Source organism: Blautia sp. MSK.18.38 (assembly GCF_024460535.1).
GTDB lineage: Bacteria > Bacillota > Clostridia > Lachnospirales > Lachnospiraceae > Blautia_A > Blautia_A fusiformis.
Window position 1 is genome coordinate 41,337 of record NZ_JANFYP010000009.1, and the last position, 18,654, is coordinate 59,990.

Annotated in this window: 16 protein-coding genes; 14 read left to right on the forward strand and 2 right to left on the reverse strand. The window is 49.5% G+C overall.

From position 1 onward, the window contains the following. Positions 1–2 precede the first annotated feature (2 nt). From NE638_RS07375 to NE638_RS07410, 8 genes are read left to right on the forward strand one after another with little or no spacing between them, the layout of a single operon-like run. Positions 3–1,091, forward strand: coding sequence for a cobalt-precorrin 5A hydrolase (locus NE638_RS07375; protein ID WP_173745967.1), 1,089 nt, complete (start codon positions 3–5; stop codon positions 1,089–1,091). Continuing rightward, positions 1,084–1,815: a precorrin-3B C(17)-methyltransferase gene (gene cobJ / locus NE638_RS07380; RefSeq protein WP_021650567.1), complete on the forward strand. Its 732-nt coding sequence runs from the start codon at positions 1,084–1,086 to the stop codon at positions 1,813–1,815. Before NE638_RS07375 ends, cobJ begins: the two co-directional genes overlap by 8 nt. Further along, positions 1,808–3,781, forward strand: coding sequence for a precorrin-6A reductase (gene cobK / locus NE638_RS07385; protein WP_173745968.1), 1,974 nt, complete (start codon positions 1,808–1,810; stop codon positions 3,779–3,781). Before cobJ ends, cobK begins: the two co-directional genes overlap by 8 nt. Next, positions 3,782–5,185, forward strand: coding sequence for a cobyrinate a,c-diamide synthase (locus tag NE638_RS07390; RefSeq protein WP_173745969.1), 1,404 nt, complete (start codon positions 3,782–3,784; stop codon positions 5,183–5,185). Next, complete coding sequence (gene cbiB, locus NE638_RS07395) at positions 5,172–6,149, forward strand: adenosylcobinamide-phosphate synthase CbiB (protein ID WP_173745970.1); 978 nt, start codon at positions 5,172–5,174, stop codon at positions 6,147–6,149. Before NE638_RS07390 ends, cbiB begins: the two co-directional genes overlap by 14 nt. 27 nt (positions 6,150–6,176) lie before the next feature. Next, positions 6,177–7,229, forward strand: a complete 1,053-nt coding sequence (cobD, locus tag NE638_RS07400; RefSeq protein ID WP_022426795.1) for a threonine-phosphate decarboxylase CobD — start codon at positions 6,177–6,179, stop codon at positions 7,227–7,229. After that, entirely contained in the window at positions 7,214–8,734 is a 1,521-nt protein-coding gene (locus NE638_RS07405; RefSeq protein WP_022426794.1) for a cobyric acid synthase, read from the forward strand. The genes cobD and NE638_RS07405 overlap by 16 nt, the downstream gene beginning before the upstream one ends. A 2-nt stretch (positions 8,735–8,736) precedes the next feature. Next, positions 8,737–9,378, forward strand: coding sequence for a precorrin-8X methylmutase (locus tag NE638_RS07410; protein ID WP_173745971.1), 642 nt, complete (start codon positions 8,737–8,739; stop codon positions 9,376–9,378). On the opposite strand, the gene pdxR is transcribed toward NE638_RS07410, so the two are convergent. Further along, on the reverse strand, positions 9,375–10,691 hold the full coding sequence (pdxR, locus tag NE638_RS07415) for a MocR-like pyridoxine biosynthesis transcription factor PdxR (RefSeq protein ID WP_173745972.1): 1,317 nt from the start codon (positions 10,689–10,691) through the stop codon (positions 9,375–9,377). The two genes, NE638_RS07410 and pdxR, sit on opposite strands and share 4 nt — an antisense overlap. Before the next feature lie 92 nt (positions 10,692–10,783). Here pdxR and NE638_RS07420 point away from each other — a divergent pair, with 92 nt between their 5' ends. Then, positions 10,784–11,650 (forward strand): pyridoxamine kinase, encoded by an 867-nt coding sequence (locus NE638_RS07420; RefSeq protein WP_015524819.1) that lies wholly within the window; start codon positions 10,784–10,786, stop codon positions 11,648–11,650. A gap of 30 nt (positions 11,651–11,680) precedes the next feature. On the opposite strand, the gene abc-f is transcribed toward NE638_RS07420, so the two are convergent. Next, entirely contained in the window at positions 11,681–13,597 is a 1,917-nt protein-coding gene (gene abc-f, locus NE638_RS07425) for a ribosomal protection-like ABC-F family protein (RefSeq protein ID WP_022426792.1), read from the reverse strand. Positions 13,598–13,811: 214 nt separating this feature from the next. Here abc-f and NE638_RS07430 point away from each other — a divergent pair, with 214 nt between their 5' ends. From NE638_RS07430 to NE638_RS07450, 5 genes are all read left to right on the forward strand, one after another. Continuing rightward, the gene (locus tag NE638_RS07430; RefSeq protein WP_021650558.1) at positions 13,812–14,459 is read left to right on the forward strand and encodes a redox-sensing transcriptional repressor Rex; all 648 of its coding nucleotides are present in this window, start codon (positions 13,812–13,814) and stop codon (positions 14,457–14,459) included. Positions 14,460–14,520: 61 nt separating this feature from the next. Further along, complete coding sequence (locus NE638_RS07435) at positions 14,521–16,038, forward strand: NAD(P)H-hydrate dehydratase (RefSeq protein WP_173745973.1); 1,518 nt, start codon at positions 14,521–14,523, stop codon at positions 16,036–16,038. After that, positions 16,035–17,204: an alanine racemase gene (gene alr / locus NE638_RS07440; protein ID WP_173745974.1), complete on the forward strand. Its 1,170-nt coding sequence runs from the start codon at positions 16,035–16,037 to the stop codon at positions 17,202–17,204. The genes NE638_RS07435 and alr overlap by 4 nt, the downstream gene beginning before the upstream one ends. Before the next feature lie 156 nt (positions 17,205–17,360). Then, complete coding sequence (locus NE638_RS07445; RefSeq protein WP_021650556.1) at positions 17,361–17,708, forward strand: type II toxin-antitoxin system PemK/MazF family toxin; 348 nt, start codon at positions 17,361–17,363, stop codon at positions 17,706–17,708. 153 nt (positions 17,709–17,861) lie between these two features. Then, positions 17,862–18,605 (forward strand): YebC/PmpR family DNA-binding transcriptional regulator, encoded by a 744-nt coding sequence (locus NE638_RS07450; protein ID WP_015524823.1) that lies wholly within the window; start codon positions 17,862–17,864, stop codon positions 18,603–18,605. Positions 18,606–18,654 lie beyond the last annotated feature (49 nt).

The window sequence follows — 18,654 nt, forward strand, 5'->3', positions numbered from 1 at the left end:
ATATGAACATTTCCATCATTTGCTTCAGTATGACAGGGCTGGAGACAGGGGAAAGGCTTCAGAGGGCTCTGGAAAAAGAGGGTGAGAGTGTCACCCTTGCAAAAAAGAGCCGTTACCTTCCGGATCCGATCTCTGTTTCCACCTCCCAGTGGGCAGGGGAACAGTTCCGGACAGGAAAAGAGGGTGTGATCTTTATTGGCGCCTGCGGGATCGCAGTGCGCAGTATCGCACCTTACATTGCCGGAAAAAAGACGGATCCGGCTGTGCTGGTGATCGATGAGTGTGGAAAATTTGTCATTGCTCTTCTTTCCGGACATCTGGGCGGAGCCAATGAGCTGGCTCTTCGCTGTGCCGGATATCTTAAGGCGGTGCCGGTTGTGACAACAGCCACAGATCTTCACAGCCGTTTTGCAGTGGATGTTTTTGCAAAAAAGAATGGCTGTGCTATTTTTCATATGAAGGCTGCAAAGGAGGCTTCTGCAGCCCTTCTTGCGGGAGAGAGCGTTGGCTTTTACAGTGAGTTTCCATGGGATGGAGAGCTGCCGGAGGGTCTGGTGCTTTGCGGGAAAGACGGAAGGCCCTCAGCTGCAGCGGATCCGGAGAATGGTGAGAAAGCCGGTGAGGCACCGGAAACAGGTATTGCGGTGACGATCCACAGAGGTTGCCTGCCCTTTAAAAATACAGTCCATGTGGTGCCGCCCTCTGCAGTTCTGGGAATGGGCTGCCGCAGGGGAAAGGATGCAGCCTCCATCCGGAAGGCGGCAGAGGAATGTCTGAGAGAATCGGATGTTTACAGAGAAGCACTGAGAGCCATTGCCAGTATCGATCTGAAGAAGGAAGAGGTGGGACTTCTTTCTCTGGCAGAAGCCTGGCAGCTTCCGTTTCTGACCTTTACAGAGGAAGAGCTGAAGGCAGTGCAGGGTGAATTTACCCCGTCACAATTTGTAAAAAAGATAACAGGTGTAGAGAATGTCTGTGAGAGAAGCGCGGTTCTGGGTTGCGGACAGGGTACACTGATCAGAAAAAAAACAGGCCGGGACGGTGTGACCACCGCCCTTGCAGCCGGAAATCGGAGGATACGTTTTGAGTAAGATTTATGTTGTAGGAATTGGCCCGGGTGCGTATGACCAGATGACTGGAAGAGCGATCCGTGCATTAAATGAAAGTGATGTGATCATCGGTTACACGGTGTATGTGGATCTTGTAAAGGAGTATTTTGCAGGCAAAGAGTTCATGACCACACCGATGAAAAAAGAGGTAGACCGCTGTGTACTTGCTTTTGACGAGGCAAAAAAAGGAAAAACCGTTTCCATGATCTGCAGTGGTGACGCCGGTGTCTATGGCATGGCAGGTCTGATGTATGAGGTGGGAGAAAACTATCCGGATGTGGAGCTGACCATTATCCCGGGTGTGACAGCAGCCACAGGCGGCGCCGCAGTGCTGGGTGCACCGCTGATCCATGACTTCTGCCTGATCAGCTTAAGTGATCTTCTGACTCCGTGGGAGAAGATCGAGGCAAGGCTTCTGGCAGCAGCACAGGCGGATTTTGTGGTATGCCTTTACAATCCGTCCAGCAGAAAACGTAAGGATTATCTTCAGAAGGCTTGTGATCTGATGATGAAATACAAGTCCCCGGATACTGTCTGCGGCACGGTTGCCCAGATCGCACGTGACGGCGAGACTGCACAGGTTATGACACTGAAGGAACTCCGTGATACAGAAGTGGATATGTTTACTACCGTATTTGTGGGAAATTCACAGACTAAGAATGTAAACGGCAAGATGGTAACACCAAGGGGATATAAGAATGTATAAAGCCATTGTTTTTGCAGGGACCACCGAGGGCTATGCGCTCTGTGAGTTCCTTGCGGAAAATCATGTTCCGGTCTATGCCTGTGCAGCTACGGAATATGGCGGCTCCCTTCTGAAGGAAAATGAATTTCTCCATGTCAGCGCCGGAAGGCTGAAAACCGAAGATATGGAGGAGCTTTTCCGAAGGGAAGCGCCGGAGATCGTTCTGGACGCCACTCATCCCTATGCAGCAGAGGTGACAAAAAATATCCGGACTGCCTGTGAGAACGGAAGCATCCGCTATCAGCGTGTCCTTCGCCCGGAGGGGGAGAAGAACAGGGAAGCCATCTATGTGGAAAGCACGGAGAAGGCGGCAGAACTTCTTTCCGGTACAGAGGGGAACATTTTTCTTACCACAGGAAGCAAGGAGCTGTCTAAATTTACAGTGATCCCGGATTACCAGGAGAGGCTTTTTGCCCGGGTGCTGTCCATCCCTTCCGTGATCAGCTCCTGCGCGGAGCTGGGGATCGAGGGAAAGCATCTCATCGGTATGCAGGGGCCATTTTCCACAGAGATCAATGAAGCCATGCTTCGACAGTTTCAGTGCAGCTATCTGGTCACCAAGGATACCGGTCTGGCAGGTGGATTCCCGGAAAAGATGGAGGCTTGTCAGCGCTGCGGCGTCACACCTGTGATCATCGGAAGACCATTGCAGGAGGAGGGGCTGTCCCTGCCGGAAGCAAGGGTATTTCTGGCAAAGCTGTTCGGCCTTACCCTGTCACAGAGGATTTCTCTTGTAGGCATCGGCATGGGTGCGGAAAAAACCCTGACTTTGGAAGGAAAGAAGGCCTTTGATGAGGCGGAGCTTCTGATCGGTGCAAAGCGTATGACAGATGCCGTACAGATGCCGGGGCAGATGGTTCTCCATGAGTACCGCAGTGATAAGATCGTGGAGTATATCAAGACACATCCACAGTACCGTACCGTTGCCATTGCCCTTTCCGGCGATGTGGGCTTCTACAGCGGCGCAAGGAAGCTGATCGATCTTCTGGATGGTGATGTCCAGGTGATCTGCGGGATTTCTTCCGTTGTCTATTTTATGGCGAAGATCGGTCTTTCCTGGGATGATGCCAGAATCGTCAGCGCTCATGGAAGAGACTGCAATCTGATTGCCCTGATTCGGCATAACCCCAAGGTTTTTTCCATTCTGGGAACAGAGGATGGGGTGGCTCGCCTGGCTTCTCGTCTGGTTGCGTATGGAATGGGTGATGTGACCCTTTATGTGGGTGAAAATCTTTCCTACGAAAATGAAAAAATCTTTCATGCCAGTGCAGCAGATCTTACAGAATACCGGGGCGATGCGTTAAGCGTGGTAACTGCGTGCAATGAAAAGGCAGTACCTTTGCCCGCAGTTCACGGGATCTGTGATGAGGAATTTCTCCGTGGGAAGGCGCCTATGACAAAGGAAGAGGTGCGTACGGTTTCTCTGTCCAAGCTTCGGCTTCAGGAGGATTCTGTCTGCTATGATGTGGGAGCGGGTACAGGCTCGGTTTCTGTTGAGATGGCGCTTCGTGCCTGGAAGGGGCAGGTCTATGCCATCGAGAAAAAGGAGGATGCCCTTGCTCTTCTGAAGGAGAACAGGCGGAAATTTGCCACAGACAATCTGGAGATCGTGCCGGGTACTGCACCGGAAGCAATGGTGGAACTGCCTGTTCCGACACATGCCTTTATCGGCGGGTCTTCCGGAAATATGAATGAGATCATCCGGCTTCTTCTGGACAAAAATCCAAAAGTACGGATCGTGATCAACTGCATCACCCTGGAGACGGTGACGGAAGCCATGAATGCCATACGAGATTTCAGCCTGACGGATGTGGATATCGTACAGCTGTCTGCGGCAAGATCAAAATCTATCGGAAGGTATCATATGATGATGGGTGAGAATCCGATCTATATCATTTCCTGCAGCGGAAGATGGGAGGAGATTTAGGTGAAGATCCCGAGAATACTTCTTGCGGCAGGTGCCAGCGGAAGCGGAAAAACCCTGATCACCTGCGGGCTGCTTCAGGCGCTGGTGAACCGTGGCCTTAAGGTGGCTTCTTTTAAATGCGGCCCGGATTACATAGATCCTATGTTCCACAGCCGTGTGATCGGTACAAGATCCCGAAACCTGGATACGTTTTTTACAGATGGAGACAGAACCCGGTATCTTCTGGCAAAGAACGCATCGGACTGTGAGATCGCAGTGATGGAGGGAGTCATGGGGTATTATGATGGTGTAGGAGGGATCACCTCCAGAGCCAGCGCCTATGATCTGGCCTCCACCACAGATACACCGGCGATCCTGATCGTAAACAGCCGTGGCATGAGTGTTTCCCTGGCTGCCTATGTAAAGGGCTTTCTGGAATACAAAAAGGACAGTCATATCTGTGGCGTGATCTTTAATCAGATGTCTCCCATGCTGTATCCCAGGATGAAGAAGCTTCTGGAAGAGGAGCTTTCCGTAAAGGTGCTGGGATATGTTCCGAAGGTGGAGGACTGTGTGATCGAAAGCCGTCATCTGGGGTTGGTGCTTCCGGAGGAGATCCCGGAGCTGAAAAGCCGTCTGCAGAAGCTTTCCGAGGTACTGGAGAAAACCCTGGATATCGATGGGATCCTGGAGCTTGCAGGGGAAGCACCGGAGCTTGCGGCACCGGAGACGGAAATGCTGATACAGAAGGATACTGCCTTCGGATACCGTACAGAGGAAAAGGTGCGGATCGGTGTGGCGGATGATGAAGCCTTCTGCTTTTTCTATGCGGATAATTTAAATCTTCTGGAGCAGATGGGAGCGGAGCTGGTACGTTTTTCACCCATTCATGACAGAGAGCTTCCGGAGAATCTGGACGGGCTTCTTTTAAGCGGCGGTTACCCGGAATTAAACGGGGAGGCGCTGGAAGAAAATCAGGAAATGTGCACCCGGATCCGGGAAGTTATCCTGGATGGAATGCCTTGTCTGGCAGAATGTGGCGGATTCATGTATCTTCATCAGGAGATGGAGGATATGGAAGGAAAGCAGCGCAGAGTCTGCGGGGTGATCCCTGGAAGGGCTTACCGGACACCGAAGCTGAACCGGTTCGGCTATATCACCCTTACGGAAAAACAGGATACCGGACTTGGTGAGATCCCGGCTCATGAATTCCATTACTTTGACTCCACAGATTGCGGAGAGGATTTTCATGCGGCAAAGCCGGCATCTAAAAGAGGATGGGATTGTATCCATGACCGAGGCAGGCTGATGGCAGGATTTCCGCATCTTTATTATTACGGAAATCCCAGGGTTCCGGCACGCTTTCTGAAGAACGCACTGGAATATAAGAAAGAACGGAGGCAGAAAAAAGATGCTGAAATATAGTCTTCCTGCACTGGTCATAGGATTTGTGCTGGATCTTCTGATCGGAGATCCCAGATGGCTTTATCATCCGATCTGTGTCATCGGCAATCTGATCGCAGTGCTGGAAAAGGTGATCCGGAAGATTTTTCCGAAAAATCACGGCGGTGAGCTGACAGGAGGCTTTCTGATCGTAGTGCTTGTCGGTCTGTTCAGCGGCGGGGTGCCGCTTCTGGTGCTTTATTATCTTTACCGGTATCTGCCGGTGACCGGATTTGTGCTGGAGGTTTTCTGGTGCTATCAGCTTCTTGCCACCCGTTCCCTGAAAGATGAGAGTATGAAGGTTTATGACCGGCTGAAAAACGGAACTCTGGACGAGGCACGCTATGCGGTGTCCATGATCGTAGGCCGTGATACCAGAGAGCTTACGGAAACCGGCGTGACAAAGGCTGCTGTGGAAACCGTTGCGGAAAATGCATCCGACGGCGTGATCGCCCCCATGCTTTATATGGCTATCGGCGGGGTGCCGCTGATGTTTTTGTATAAGGGTATCAATACCATGGATTCCATGCTTGGATATAAAAATGACAAATATCTTTATTTCGGCCGTATTGCGGCAAAGCTGGATGATGTGGCCAATTATATCCCTGCCAGGATCTCCGGATGGCTGATGGTGGCAGGAACTGTTTTTACAGGAATGGATACAAAAAACGCGGCAAAGATCTACAAACGTGACCGGAGAAATCATGCAAGCCCCAACTCTGCTCAGACAGAGGCTGCCATGGCCGGAGCGCTGGATGTACAGCTTGCGGGAAATGCATATTATTTCGGGAAATTATATGAAAAACCCACGATCGGGGATCCGATCCGCCCGGTGGAGCCGGAGGATATCAAAAGAGCTAACCGGCTGATGTACGCGGCATCCATACTGGGGGTGGTTGTATTTGGACTGCTCAGTGCGGGGATCCGGTTCGGGTTATTAAGGTAACAATAAATACAGACAGGAGAATGACCAATGACAAAACACATACATGGAGGAGACGTATATAAACATAAAGACTGCCTGGATTTTTCGGCAAATCTGAATCCTTTGGGAACACCGGAAAGTGTGAAGCAGGCCATTATCCACAGTCTGGATCATATTGCACAGTATCCCCAGGTGGGATGCGGCGTTCTCAGGGAAAGGATCGCAGAATCGGAAGGGGTAAAAGCGGAAGAGGTAATATGTGGTAACGGAGCAGCAGAAGTGATCTTTACGCTCTGTCATGCAGTAAAGCCAAAGCGGGCTCTGATCCCGGCGCCTACTTTTGCGGAATACGGACAGGCTCTGGCCAGCACTGGCTGTGAGCTGGAATATTACATGCTGACGGAAAATGACGGTTTTGTGCTCAGTGAAGCATATCTGGATATCCTCCATAAGGGACTGGATATGGCTTTCTTATGTAACCCCAACAATCCTACCGGCATGCTGATTCCCCACAGGCTTCTGAAAAGGATCCTGGAAAAATGCAGAAAGCTGGATATCCTGCTGGTGGTAGATGAGTGTTTCCTTGATTTTGTAAAGGAACCGGAAGAGTATTCTCTGAAGCGTTCTCTTTCCGGGTTCAATAATCTTTTTATCCTGAAGGCATTTACAAAAAGATATGCCATGGCCGGTGTGCGGCTGGGCTATGGCCTCTGTTCTGACAGAAAGCTGCTGGAAAGGATGGAGCTCTGCGTTCAGCCATGGAATGTTTCCACCATGGCCCAGGCAGCCGGGCTCCAGGCACTTACAGAGACGGAATATGTAGAGGAGGGAAGACAGCTTGTTTTTCGGGAGGCACAGTGGCTGAAGGATGAGCTGGCCCGCATTGGGTATAAAGTATTTCCGTCGGAAGCAAATTATATTTTCTTTAAAGGACCGGAGGAGCTCTTTGACTTCTGTCTGCGCAAGCGGATCCTGATCCGTGACTGCAGCAATTATCCGGGTCTTACAAAGGGGTATTACCGGATCGCGGTAAAGCGCCATGAAGAAAATGTAAAACTGATCGAAGTACTTGAGGGAGGTATATTATGGCAAAAGCAATAATGGTACAGGGAACCATGTCCAATGCCGGAAAAAGCCTGCTGGCTGCGGGACTTTGCAGGATCTTTAAGCAGGATGGATATCGTGTGGCTCCTTTTAAATCACAAAATATGGCACTGAATTCCTTTATCACAGAGGATGGTCTTGAGATGGGACGGGCCCAGGTCATGCAGGCAGAGGCAGCCGGGATCCGGCCGTCTGTCCTGATGAATCCGATCCTTCTGAAGCCTACCAATGATGTAGGCTCCCAGGTGATCGTAAACGGAGAGGTTCTTGGAACCATGAGTGCTAGGGATTATTTCAAATATAAGAAGACCCTGGTCCCGGATGTGATGAAGGCGTACAACGCTCTTGCAGCAGATAACGATATCATTGTCATCGAAGGTGCGGGAAGTCCTGCCGAGATCAATCTCAAGGATGAGGATATTGTAAATATGGGTATGGCAAAGATGGCCAAGGCACCGGTCCTTCTTGTGGGAGATATTGACCGTGGAGGTGTTTTTGCCCAGCTGATCGGTACGGTGGAGCTTCTGGAGGACGATGAGAAGGCTATGGTAAAGGGGCTGATCATCAACAAATTTCGCGGAGATAAGACTATTTTGGACCCTGGTGTTGTCATGCTTGAGGAAAGAAGCGGGATCCCGGTGGTGGGTGTGGCGCCTTATCTGGATATCCAGGTGGAGGATGAGGACAGCCTGACGGAGCGTTTTGACCGGAAGCAGGAAGCCGGTGTCATTGATATCGCAGTGGTCCGTACACCAAGGATTTCCAACTTTACGGATTTTAATCCTTTTGAGAGCATTCCCGGAGTTTCTCTCCGCTATGTAAAACACCCGAGAGATCTTCACTCTCCGGATATGATCATCCTTCCTGGAACCAAGAACACCATGGGTGATCTGATCTGGATGCGGGAAAGCGGAATGGAGGCAGCGGTTCTCAAGGAAGCCTCCAGAGGCAAGCTGATCTTTGGTGTCTGCGGCGGCTATCAGATGCTGGGCGAGACCTTAAGCGACCCTCATGGAGTTGAAAATGGCGGTTCCATGAAAGGAATGGGACTTCTTCCCATGGAAACGGTATTTGCCGAAAAGAAAACCAGGACCAGGGTGCAGGGGCATTTCGGTCAGCTGTCCGGTGTGTTTGCTCCTCTTTCCGGTGCGGAGATCGAGGGCTATGAGATCCATATGGGCGAAAGCATCCTGAAGGACAATGCAGGAACAGCCACGAAGATCACAGACAGCGTCAGCGGTAAGAAAAAAGAAGAGGGTGCTTTTGCAGGAAATGTGTGCGGAACCTATATCCATGGCGTTTTCGATAAGGAAGCATCTGCAGAGGCGATCATTCGCGTGATCGGTGAGAAAAAAGGTATTGATGTGGAAAATATGACAGGCGTGGATTTTGCGGCATTTAAGGAACAGCAGTATGATATCCTGGCTGCAGAGTTGCGGAAGCATCTGGATATGAAAAAAATCTATGAGATACTGGAAAACGGGATTACGGAGGAAGAATAGAAATGAAAGTTGAGCTTGAAAATGTAAAACCCATGGAGATCGAAAAAAGAAGCTTTGAGATCATCACAGAAGAGCTGGGGGATACTCCCCTGATCCCGGGAACAGAGCTGATCGTAAAACGCTGCATCCACACAAGCGCAGATTTTGATTATGCAAAAAATCTCTGCTTCTCGGAGGGGGCAGTGGAGATAGCCATGGACGCCATTCGCAACGGTGCCTGTATCGTCACAGATACCCAGATGGCAAAGGCCGGGATCAACAAGCGTGCACTTGCCCGCTACGGCGGTGAGGCTTATTGCTTCATGTCCGATGAGGATGTGGCTGCCCTTGCAAAAAAGAACGGGACTACCAGAGCCACAGCCAGCATGGACAAGGCAGCAGAGATGGATAAAAAGCTGATCTTTGCCATTGGAAACGCACCTACCGCACTGGTACGTCTTTATGAGCTTATTGAGAACGGAAAGCTTTCTCCTGAGCTGATCATTGGTGTGCCGGTAGGCTTTGTGAATGTTGTGCAGTCCAAGGAGCTAATCATGCACGCAGATGTGCCTTATATTGTGGCAAAAGGACGCAAGGGTGGAAGCAATATTGCTGCGTGCATTGTAAATGCCCTGCTCTACATGATCGATAACCGGAGAGATTAGGAGCCGGTAACCTCCTTCAGAAGCTGACAGGCAGGCAGAAAATCCTTGGATGGAATGGAGGAGCAGGAGAGGACCAGGGTGACCTCGGCTCCGTTTTCTCTGAGAACCTCCAGTCCCAGACCACGGTTCCGGGCTCTGTCTGTCAGTTCACTGCCTGTGAGAGAACAGGGAAGAGTAAGGGCAAGGCTGGTTCCTGCGGTTCCTGTTTGAATCTGGCAGTCCTGGCCGAAGGTTTCCCGGACAGCCTGGGAAAGAGCCTTCAGCTTCTGGGAATAAAGGCGGCGGAGCTTTCTAGTCTGGGAAGCCAGATGCCCGTCGCGGATAAACTGGCAGAGCGCGATCTGTTCTGCCTTGGAAGCAGTCTGATTATAAAAGGCTGCTTTTTTTGTATATTTTTCCCGGAGAGAGCGTGGCAGTACCATGAAGCTGACACGGATGGAGGGCAGCAGCAGCCTGGAAAAGGAACCGATATAGACAACGTTTTCACCACCTGCAAGACCGAAAAGTGAAGGTGTCGGCTTCTGGAAATAAACAAATTCGTTTTCGAAATCATCCTCAATGATCAGATGGTCATTGATCTCCGCATGACGGATCAGCTCCAGGCGTCGTTTTACCGGCATGATCTCGCCCCATTTCGTCATGTGAGCAGGAGAAACATAGATCACATCGCAGCTTTTGTCCCGGTAATGGACATCAAAGCCGTAATCCTGAAAGATGGTGCTGCATGTGGTGAAGGACGGTGTGGGGAACGAAACGGTTTTCCGTTCATGGATTAGAGGACAGAGGATCTGGAGAAGGGGCTGGAGACCGGCTCCTACTACAATGTCATCCGGGGAGCAGATCACATTTCTGCGTTCCCGGATATAGTCTGCGAGAACCTCCCGGAAATCGCTTTCGCCCTGGGGTTCGCCATAAGAAAGCATACGTTCGCCCTGGCGGAGGGCGCTTTTGATGTAACGCTGCCACAGATCAAAACGGAAGCTTTCCCGGTCAACACCGGAAGAGGCAAAATCATAAAGGCAGGGCGTGATATCCTTATCCTGTTTTTCGGGGGGAAGCAGATGCTGCTTGGAAGCAATGCTGGTGACATAATAGCCGCTTTGTGCCCTGGCGATGATATAGCCGTCTGCTGCCAGCAGAAGATAGGCATTTTCGATGGTGGTACGGCTCAGCTTCAGCTCCTGGGCGCATTTGCGGAGGGAGGGCATTTTGCTTCCGGGAAGGAGACGGCCTTCCAGGATCAGCTTCCGGTAATAGTGATAAACCTCCAGATAAAGGTGTTCTTTTTTGTGTTCTGCAGATATATTTAACATAAGTATGATGATTTCCTTCCAAAAATGATTGCGTAAACCTGACAGTTCATTCTATAATATTACAGAAAAAAACTCAAGACTGGAGAATTACCATGAAAAAAATAGCAGTGATCAATGATCTTTCCGGGCTGGGGAAATGTTCACTGACAGCAGCGATCCCGGTGATCTCGGTGATGGGAGTCCAGGCGTGTCCACTTCCCACCGCTGTTTTAAGCAACCAGACCGGTTATGAAAGTTATTTCTGTGAGGATTTCACAGAGCATATGGAACCATATATGGAGCAGTGGAAAAAAAGAGGATTTTTCCCGGATGGGATCTATACAGGATTTCTTTCTGACGATAAGCAGGCAGACAGGATCCTGAAATTTATGGATGCGTTTGCAGGGAAGGATACTCTGATCCTTACAGATCCGGTGATGGGGGATGACGGCGCGGTTTATCCGATCTATACAGAAGAGCTTCGCAGCCGGTTCTGCGAACTGACACGTCGTTCCTATGTGATCACACCGAACCTTACGGAAGCCCTCCTTCTTCTCTACGGAAAAGAAAAAATGGAGGAGATCTGGAAGGAACTGCAAAAGGCATCAGAGGCCCGGCGGATGGAAGAGATCCGGGAGATCGGGTGCGGACTTGCCCGGAAATTTTCACTTCCTGCCGTTGTGATCACCGGAGTGGATCACAGGGAGGAGGGGCAGCCTCTGAAAATGGGAAATCTTGTCCTGGAAAACGGAAACAGCTCCTGGGTATTTGCAGAGAAATCTGGCGGAAGCTATTCCGGGACAGGAGATCTTTTTGCATCCGTGCTCAGTGCAGGGCTGGTAAAAAGATATTCCATGAAAACCTGTGCAGAGCTGGCCGTGGACTTTATCTCGGCATCGATCCGGGATGCGGTGGAGGAAGGAACAGACCGTAACGATGGTGTATGCTTTGAACAGCATCTCGGCATGCTGCTTCCATAAAAACATGAGGGGATAAAAAAGAGCTGACCGTCAGGCCAGCTCTTCCCATTTTTCATAAAGCTCTTCCAGTTCTTCAGCGATGGCTGCTTTTTCGCGGCTCAGCTTTGTACATTCCGCTACATTGGTGCAGACATCCGGAAGGACCATGGTTTCGTCGATCTCGCTGTCTCTTGTTTCCAGCTCTTCGATACGGGCTTCGACTTTTTTCAGCTCGGCTTCCCGTTTTCGTTTCTTTGCCTGTTCTTCCTTCATCTGCTGCCAGGAAAGCTTGTTCTCGGAAACCGATTTTTCTTCGGCAGGTGCCTCCGGAGAAGTGCTTCCCGGTGCATAGGTACTGGTCAGCTCCTCCTTCTTTTCCAGATAGTAATCATAATCACCGATGTAATTTACCACTGCCTGGTTTGTCAGTTCCATGATCCTGGTCGCAGTCTGATTGATAAAGTAACGGTCATGGGATACATAAAGGACTGTACCGGTGTAGCTGACCAGTGCTTCCTCCAGGATCTCCTTGGAGGCAATATCCAGATGATTGGTAGGCTCGTCAAGGATCAGGAAGTTGGCTTCGGAAAGCATCAGTTTTGCAAGGGAAACACGGCCTCTTTCTCCACCGGAAAGTGCGGAGATCTCCTTGAAAACATCATCTCCGGTAAAGAGAAATGCGGCAAGCATATTTCGGATCTCGGTCTCTGTGAGAGTCGGATAAGTATCGGAGATCTCCTGGAAAATCGTCTTGTCCATATGCAGAACATGATGTTCCTGATCGTAATAACCGATCTGCACCTTGGAACCAAGGGAAAATTTGCCGGCATCTGCCTCAATAAGACCGTTGATGATCTTCAGCATGGTGGTCTTTCCGGTTCCGTTGTTTCCGATCAGTGCCACACGCTCGCCGCGTTTGATATCAAAGGAGATATCGGAGAACAGGGTCTGTCCCGGAAAAGCCTTGGAAAGCGCTTCCACGTGGAGCACATCGTTTCCGCTTAACACCCGTGGTTCCAGCGAGATACGCATCCGGTCCTGGAGCTCAAGAGGCTTTTCGATCCTCTGTACACGGTCCAGCATTTTTTCACGGCTTTCCGCACGCTTGATGGATTTTTCACGGTTAAAGGATTTCAGCTTGGCGATAACGGCTTCCTGATGCTTGATATCCCGCTGCTGATTTAAGTATGCCTTGTACTGTGCGTCACGAAGTTGAGCCTTCTTGAGAGCATAGGCAGAGTAGTTGCCGCTGTATACGCGGGTCTGTCCGGCTTCGATCTCAATGACCTTGGTGACTACCTTATCCAGAAAATAACGGTCATGGGAGACGATAAAAACAGCTCCCGGATAATTCAGAAGATAAGTTTCCAGCCAGGAGATGCTTTCCATATCCAGGTGATTGGTTGGCTCATCCAGAAGCAGGATATCCGGCTTGGAAAGAAGCATCTTGCCCAGCGCCACGCGGGTTTTCTGACCGCCGGAAAGAGTTTCGATCTGCTTGTCATAATCTTCCTCCGTGAAGCCGAGACCCTTTAAGACACCGGTCAGCTCACTTTTGTAAGCGTATCCGTTCTCCAGCTCAAACTGATGGGTCAGGCGGGTATAGGTTTCCATCAGACGGTTCAGCTCATCACCGGTCACCGTGTTCATTTCCTGTTCCATATTGCGGATACGGCGTTCCATATCGATGATGTGCTGCTTGGTGGTAAGAAGCTCCTCGTAGATGGTATGATGTCCGTGGATATCCTGGTACTGGGCAAGATAGCCGATATTTTTATCCCGGGCAAGCACCACGGTACCGGAATCAGCAGAAAGCTCCTGCATGATGATACGCAGCAGTGTGGTCTTTCCTGCACCATTGCATCCGATCAGAGCAGCCTTTTCACGGTCTTCAATGTGAAAGGATGCATCATTTAAAATTACTTTTTCGCCAAAGGCCTTGCATATATTCTGACATGATAAAATCATAAAAACTGTCCTCCTGTATAAAGAATCACCCCTGTTTATGTCTGAACAGGGAAAAATCCTCCACCTATTATAACGGAAACTGCCGGGATTTCAAAGAAAAAATCAATTATTAGAAAAATTATAAAGAAATTTGTACAGAATAGACAACTTTAATTGACAGGAAAATGTCAATTCGTTATAATTAACCTAGTGTAAGGTAAGGAGGAAAACTATCGTGGAGACAAAACAAATCTCGAAAGCGGTGATTAAGCGTCTGCCACGCTATTACCGCTACTTAGGAGAGCTGATGGAAGATAATGTAGAACGTATTTCTTCCAATGAATTAAGTAAAAAGATGCATACCACAGCTTCTCAGATCCGTCAGGATCTTAATAATTTTGGCGGTTTTGGGCAGCAGGGGTATGGCTATAATGTACACTATCTTTATACAGAGATCGGTAAGATCCTGGGACTGGATACCGTTCATCCGATGATCATCCTGGGTGCCGGTAATCTGGGACAGGCACTTGCCAATTATGTGGATTTTGAGAAGCGCGGGTTCAGGCTGGTTGGTATCTTTGACGTAAATCCTGTGCTTGAGGGCATCGCAGTCCGTGGACTTGAGATCCAGATGCTCAGTGAGCTTCCGTTTTTCCTGAGAGAGAATAACGTGGAGATCGCGATCCTGACACTTCCCAAGAATAAAGCCAAGGAAATGGCAGATATCCTGGTGGAGAACGGGATCAAGGCAATCTGGAATTTTGCACATCTCGATCTTGAGACACCGGATGATGTGATCGTAGAGAACGTTCATCTTTCCGAGAGTCTGATGACACTGTCTTATAATCTCAGCAAATACAGGCAGGAACATGTGGATAAGTAAGAATTGTTAAGCTGCCGGAAACGGCAGCTTTCTCTATGACAGAGGGGAGGCAGAAGACAGAATGAAGAAGCTTGTTACCTGCAAAGAAATGAAGGATCTGGACTCCACAACGATCCGTGAGATCGGAGTTCCCTCCGAGGTTCTGATGGAGCGGGCGGCACTGAAGGTGGTAGAGGAAACAGAAAAGTATCTCCAGAAGGACGAAAGGATCCTGGTAGTCTGCGGAAGCGGAAATAATGGCGGTGACGGTATCGCTGTTGCCAGATTGTTCCATCTGAAGGGAATCCGGGTAGAGTTTTATATGGTCGGAAACAAAGATAAAATGACCAGAGAGACAGCTCTTCAGTATAAGATCGCTTCCGGTTATCGTGTCCCGGAGGTGAATAACCCGCAGTGGAGTGAATATACTACTATAGTAGATGCCGTGTTTGGGGTAGGCCTGACGCGTCCGATCGAGGGGCATTATGCTGATATCATCCATGAGATGAACAGTGCGAGGGCCAAAAAGATTGCAGTTGACATCCCGTCAGGAGTGAACGGAGATACTGGCCTGGAAATGGGAATTGCCTTCAGCGCCGATCTGACTGTCACATTTGCCTACCGGAAAAGAGGTCTTTGCTTTTATCCGGGAAGACTGTATGCAGGAAGGATCGTTACCGCCGATATCGGGATCTATGAGCAGGAAGCTGTGACTGCATCTGCCGCCTGTCTGGAAAATAAAGATCTGAAGCTGTTTCCGGAACGTGATCCCGGCGGAAACAAGGGTACCTTCGGAAAAGTGCTCTTTGTGACCGGAAGTGAGGGAATGTGTGGAGCCGCTTATTTAAGCGCCAGTGCAGCACTTCGTGCCGGTGCGGGAATGGTAAAGATCCAGACTGTGGAAGCCAACAGGATCCCACTGCAGATACTCCTTCCGGAGGCTATGGTCTGCAGCCGCTTTGATCAGGAATCCAATGAACAGCTTCTATCCTGGTGTGATGTGATCGTGATCGGACCGGGACTTGGAACATCAGTGGCCAGCCGTGAGAGAGAACAGTGGTTTCTCACGGCGGCTGCCCGGGAGAAAAAGCCGCTGATCCTGGATGCGGACGGCCTGAACCTTCTGGCTGCACATCCACAGTGGTACCAGTATCTGGGAGAGCATGTAGTCCTGACACCGCATATCGGAGAAATGAGCCGGCTCAGTGGCAGAACGATCCAGGAGATCCAGCATGAGATCGCAGATACTGCACTGAAATGTGCTGCGGAAACAGGCTCTGTGTGCGTATTGAAGGATGCATGTACGGTGATCGCAGATGAAAAAGGCCAGATGTATCTGAATCTTTCCGGTAATTCCGGAATGGCAACTGCAGGAAGCGGAGATGTGCTTTCCGGGATCCTGGCAGCAGTGTTATGTATGTATCTGAAAACGGAGGAACAGCCTCCCATGGTTTTAAAGGCCGCGTTAGGTGTTTATCTTCACGGACTTTGCGGTGATCTTGCAGCCGCTGAAAAAGGAATGCGCAGTATGCTGGCAGGAGATATCATAGAATATCTGCCCAAGGCATTAGCTATAGGTGAAGAGGAGTCGGGATTATGAAAAAATACGAGAGAGTAAAAGCACTGGTATCACTGGATGCCATTGCCCACAATTTTGAGGAAATGCATAAAAATGTCAAAGAAGGGACAAAGATCATCGCTGTGATCAAGGCGGACGGTTATGGTCATGGTGCCAGAGCTATTGCCCGTCTGATCCAGGACTATGACTATATCTGGGGATTTGCAACAGCTACTGCAGAGGAGGCACTGGAGCTTCGGCATGCAGGGATCATCAAGCCTGTCCTGATCCTTGGCCTTGTATTTGAGGAATATTATGAAGAACTTGCAGCCAACGATGTCCGGATCACCATATCAGATCTAAATACAGCGGCAGAATATGCAAAAGCAGGTGCACGCATTGGAAAAAATGTACATATTCATCTGGCTCTGGATACGGGAATGACAAGGATCGGATATGCGGATATTCCGGAAAATGCGATAAAGATCGAAAAAATCTCAAAAATCCCGAATCTGGTGATCGAGGGAATGTTTACCCATTTTGCCAGGGCGGATGAGACCGACCGTTCTCCTGCACTGGTGCAGCTGGACCGTTATCTCCGTTTTGCAGAGCTTCTGGAAAAAAGAGGCGTTCATATTCCGGTACGTCACTGCTCCAACAGTGCAGGTATCATCCGTGTTCCGGAAGCAAATCTCAATGTCGTTCGTGCCGGCATCACCATTTACGGTATTTATCCGTCAGAGGAGGTAGAACGTGATATTGTGAAGCTGACACCTGCAATGGAGCTGAAAAGTCATGTATCTTATGTGAAAAATGTGGAACGTGGAACAGCGGTAAGCTATGGAGGAACGTTTGTTACAGAACGCTTTACCAGAATGGCAACGATCCCCGTAGGTTATGCAGATGGCTATCCGAGACAGCTTTCCAATAAGGGCTGGGTCCTGATCCGGGGCAAAAAAGCTCCGATCCTCGGACGGGTCTGCATGGATCAGTTTATGGTTGATGTCACAGATATCCCGGAGGTGAAGGCCGGGGACGAGGTCACTCTGATGGGAAGAGATGGAGAGGAATTTATCAGTGTGGAGACACTGGGAGATCTTTCCGGAAGATTTTCCTATGAATTTGTCTGTGGGATCAGTAAACGTGTTCCGCGGGTTTATATCAAAGACGGTAAGGAATGCGGAGAAGAGGAGAGCTTTTTCCAGTAGATCCGTAAATACCCGGATCTGGAAAACGCCGGGTCAGACATAAGGCCGGTAAAAAAGTACCACGCATGGTATACACAAAGAAATTGTGGAAATACTTATCTGTAAAAAGGAATACGGCTTGCAAATAAGCCGGACCAGAATCGGAGTGTGAATTGTGTGGTTATAAAAAGAGGGGATATTTTTTACGCGGACTTAAGACCTGTAGTGGGCAGTGAACAGGGCGGCATCCGTCCGGTGCTGATCATCCAGAACGATGTGGGTAACCGTCACAGTCCCACAGTGATCTGTGCGGCAATTACATCAAAAATGAATAAGGCAAAACTGCCGACACATATTGAGATCGATGCATCCGCCTACGGGATCGAAAAGGATTCCGTGATCCTTCTGGAACAGCTCCGCACCATCGACAAGCGGCGTCTGAAGGATAAGGTGTGTCATCTGGACAGTGCTATGCTTGATAAGGTGAATCATGCGCTTGAGATCAGTCTGGAACTGACTTTTTAGGGGAACATGAGGAATTTTGACCGGTTTGTTTTCTGATTCTTGACGAAATCTTTCATAAGTGCTATATTAAACCGAGTTGCAATTATGTAAAACGGTACCCAAAATGAGCAGGGCACGAAAGAAAATATACGGTAACAAGGAGAGGAAGATACCATGTCAGGACATTCAAAATTTGCCAACATCAAACATAAGAAAGAGAAAAATGATGCCAAGAAGGGTAAGATCTTCACAGTCATCGGCCGTGAGATCGTTATGGCAGTAAAGGCCGGCGGCCCGGATCCTGCAAACAACAGCAAGCTTCGTGATGTCATCGCAAAAGCAAAAGCGAACAACATGCCGAACGATACGATCGATCGTGGAATCAAGAAGGCAGCAGGTGCGGATTCTGCAGACAGCTACGAGAAGGCTGTATATGAGGGATATGGTCCGAACGGTGTTGCTATTATCGTAGAGACTCTTACAGATAACAAGAACCGTACTGCAGGTAATGTACGTAACGCGTTTACCAAGGGTAACGGAAGCATCGGAACACAGGGATGCGTATCCTTTATGTTCGACCAGAAGGGTCAGATCATCATCGACAAGGAAGAACTTGAGGATGAGTGCGGCGAGATGGATGCGGACGAGCTGATGATGACAGCTCTGGATGCAGGTGCTGAGGACTTCAACGAGGAAGAGGACAGCTTTGAGATCATCACAGCACCGGACGATTTCAGTGCTGTACGTGAGGCTCTTGAGAAAGCCGGAATCCCGCTTGTAGAAGCACAGATCGCCATGATCCCGCAGACCTATGTGGAGCTGACGGATGATCAGGCTATCAAAGATCTTCACAGAACACTGGATCTTCTTGATGATGACGACGACGTTACTGACGTATGGACAAACTGGGACGAATGATCTCTGAATAGAAAGTAATATTTTGCATATAATACCTCCAGAATTTCAG

Bases quoted from the DNA above. Each gene is read 5' to 3' on its own strand.
- NE638_RS07435 (WP_173745973.1), top strand. From the start codon at position 14,521: ATGAAGAAGCTTGTTACCTGCAAAGAAATGAAGGATCTGGACTCCACA.
- cbiB (WP_173745970.1), top strand. From the start codon at position 5,172: ATGCTGAAATATAGTCTTCCTGCACTGGTCATAGGATTTGTGCTGGAT.
- NE638_RS07410 (WP_173745971.1), top strand. From the start codon at position 8,737: ATGAAAGTTGAGCTTGAAAATGTAAAACCCATGGAGATCGAAAAAAGA.
- NE638_RS07420 (WP_015524819.1), top strand. From the start codon at position 10,784: ATGAAAAAAATAGCAGTGATCAATGATCTTTCCGGGCTGGGGAAATGT.
- abc-f (WP_022426792.1), bottom strand. From the start codon at position 13,597: ATGATTTTATCATGTCAGAATATATGCAAGGCCTTTGGCGAAAAAGTA.
- pdxR (WP_173745972.1), bottom strand. From the start codon at position 10,691: ATGTTAAATATATCTGCAGAACACAAAAAAGAACACCTTTATCTGGAG.
- cobK (WP_173745968.1), top strand. From the start codon at position 1,808: ATGTATAAAGCCATTGTTTTTGCAGGGACCACCGAGGGCTATGCGCTC.
- alr (WP_173745974.1), top strand. From the start codon at position 16,035: ATGAAAAAATACGAGAGAGTAAAAGCACTGGTATCACTGGATGCCATT.
- NE638_RS07450 (WP_015524823.1), top strand. From the start codon at position 17,862: ATGTCAGGACATTCAAAATTTGCCAACATCAAACATAAGAAAGAGAAA.
- cobD (WP_022426795.1), top strand. From the start codon at position 6,177: ATGACAAAACACATACATGGAGGAGACGTATATAAACATAAAGACTGC.
- NE638_RS07375 (WP_173745967.1), top strand. From the start codon at position 3: ATGAACATTTCCATCATTTGCTTCAGTATGACAGGGCTGGAGACAGGG.
- NE638_RS07405 (WP_022426794.1), top strand. From the start codon at position 7,214: ATGGCAAAAGCAATAATGGTACAGGGAACCATGTCCAATGCCGGAAAA.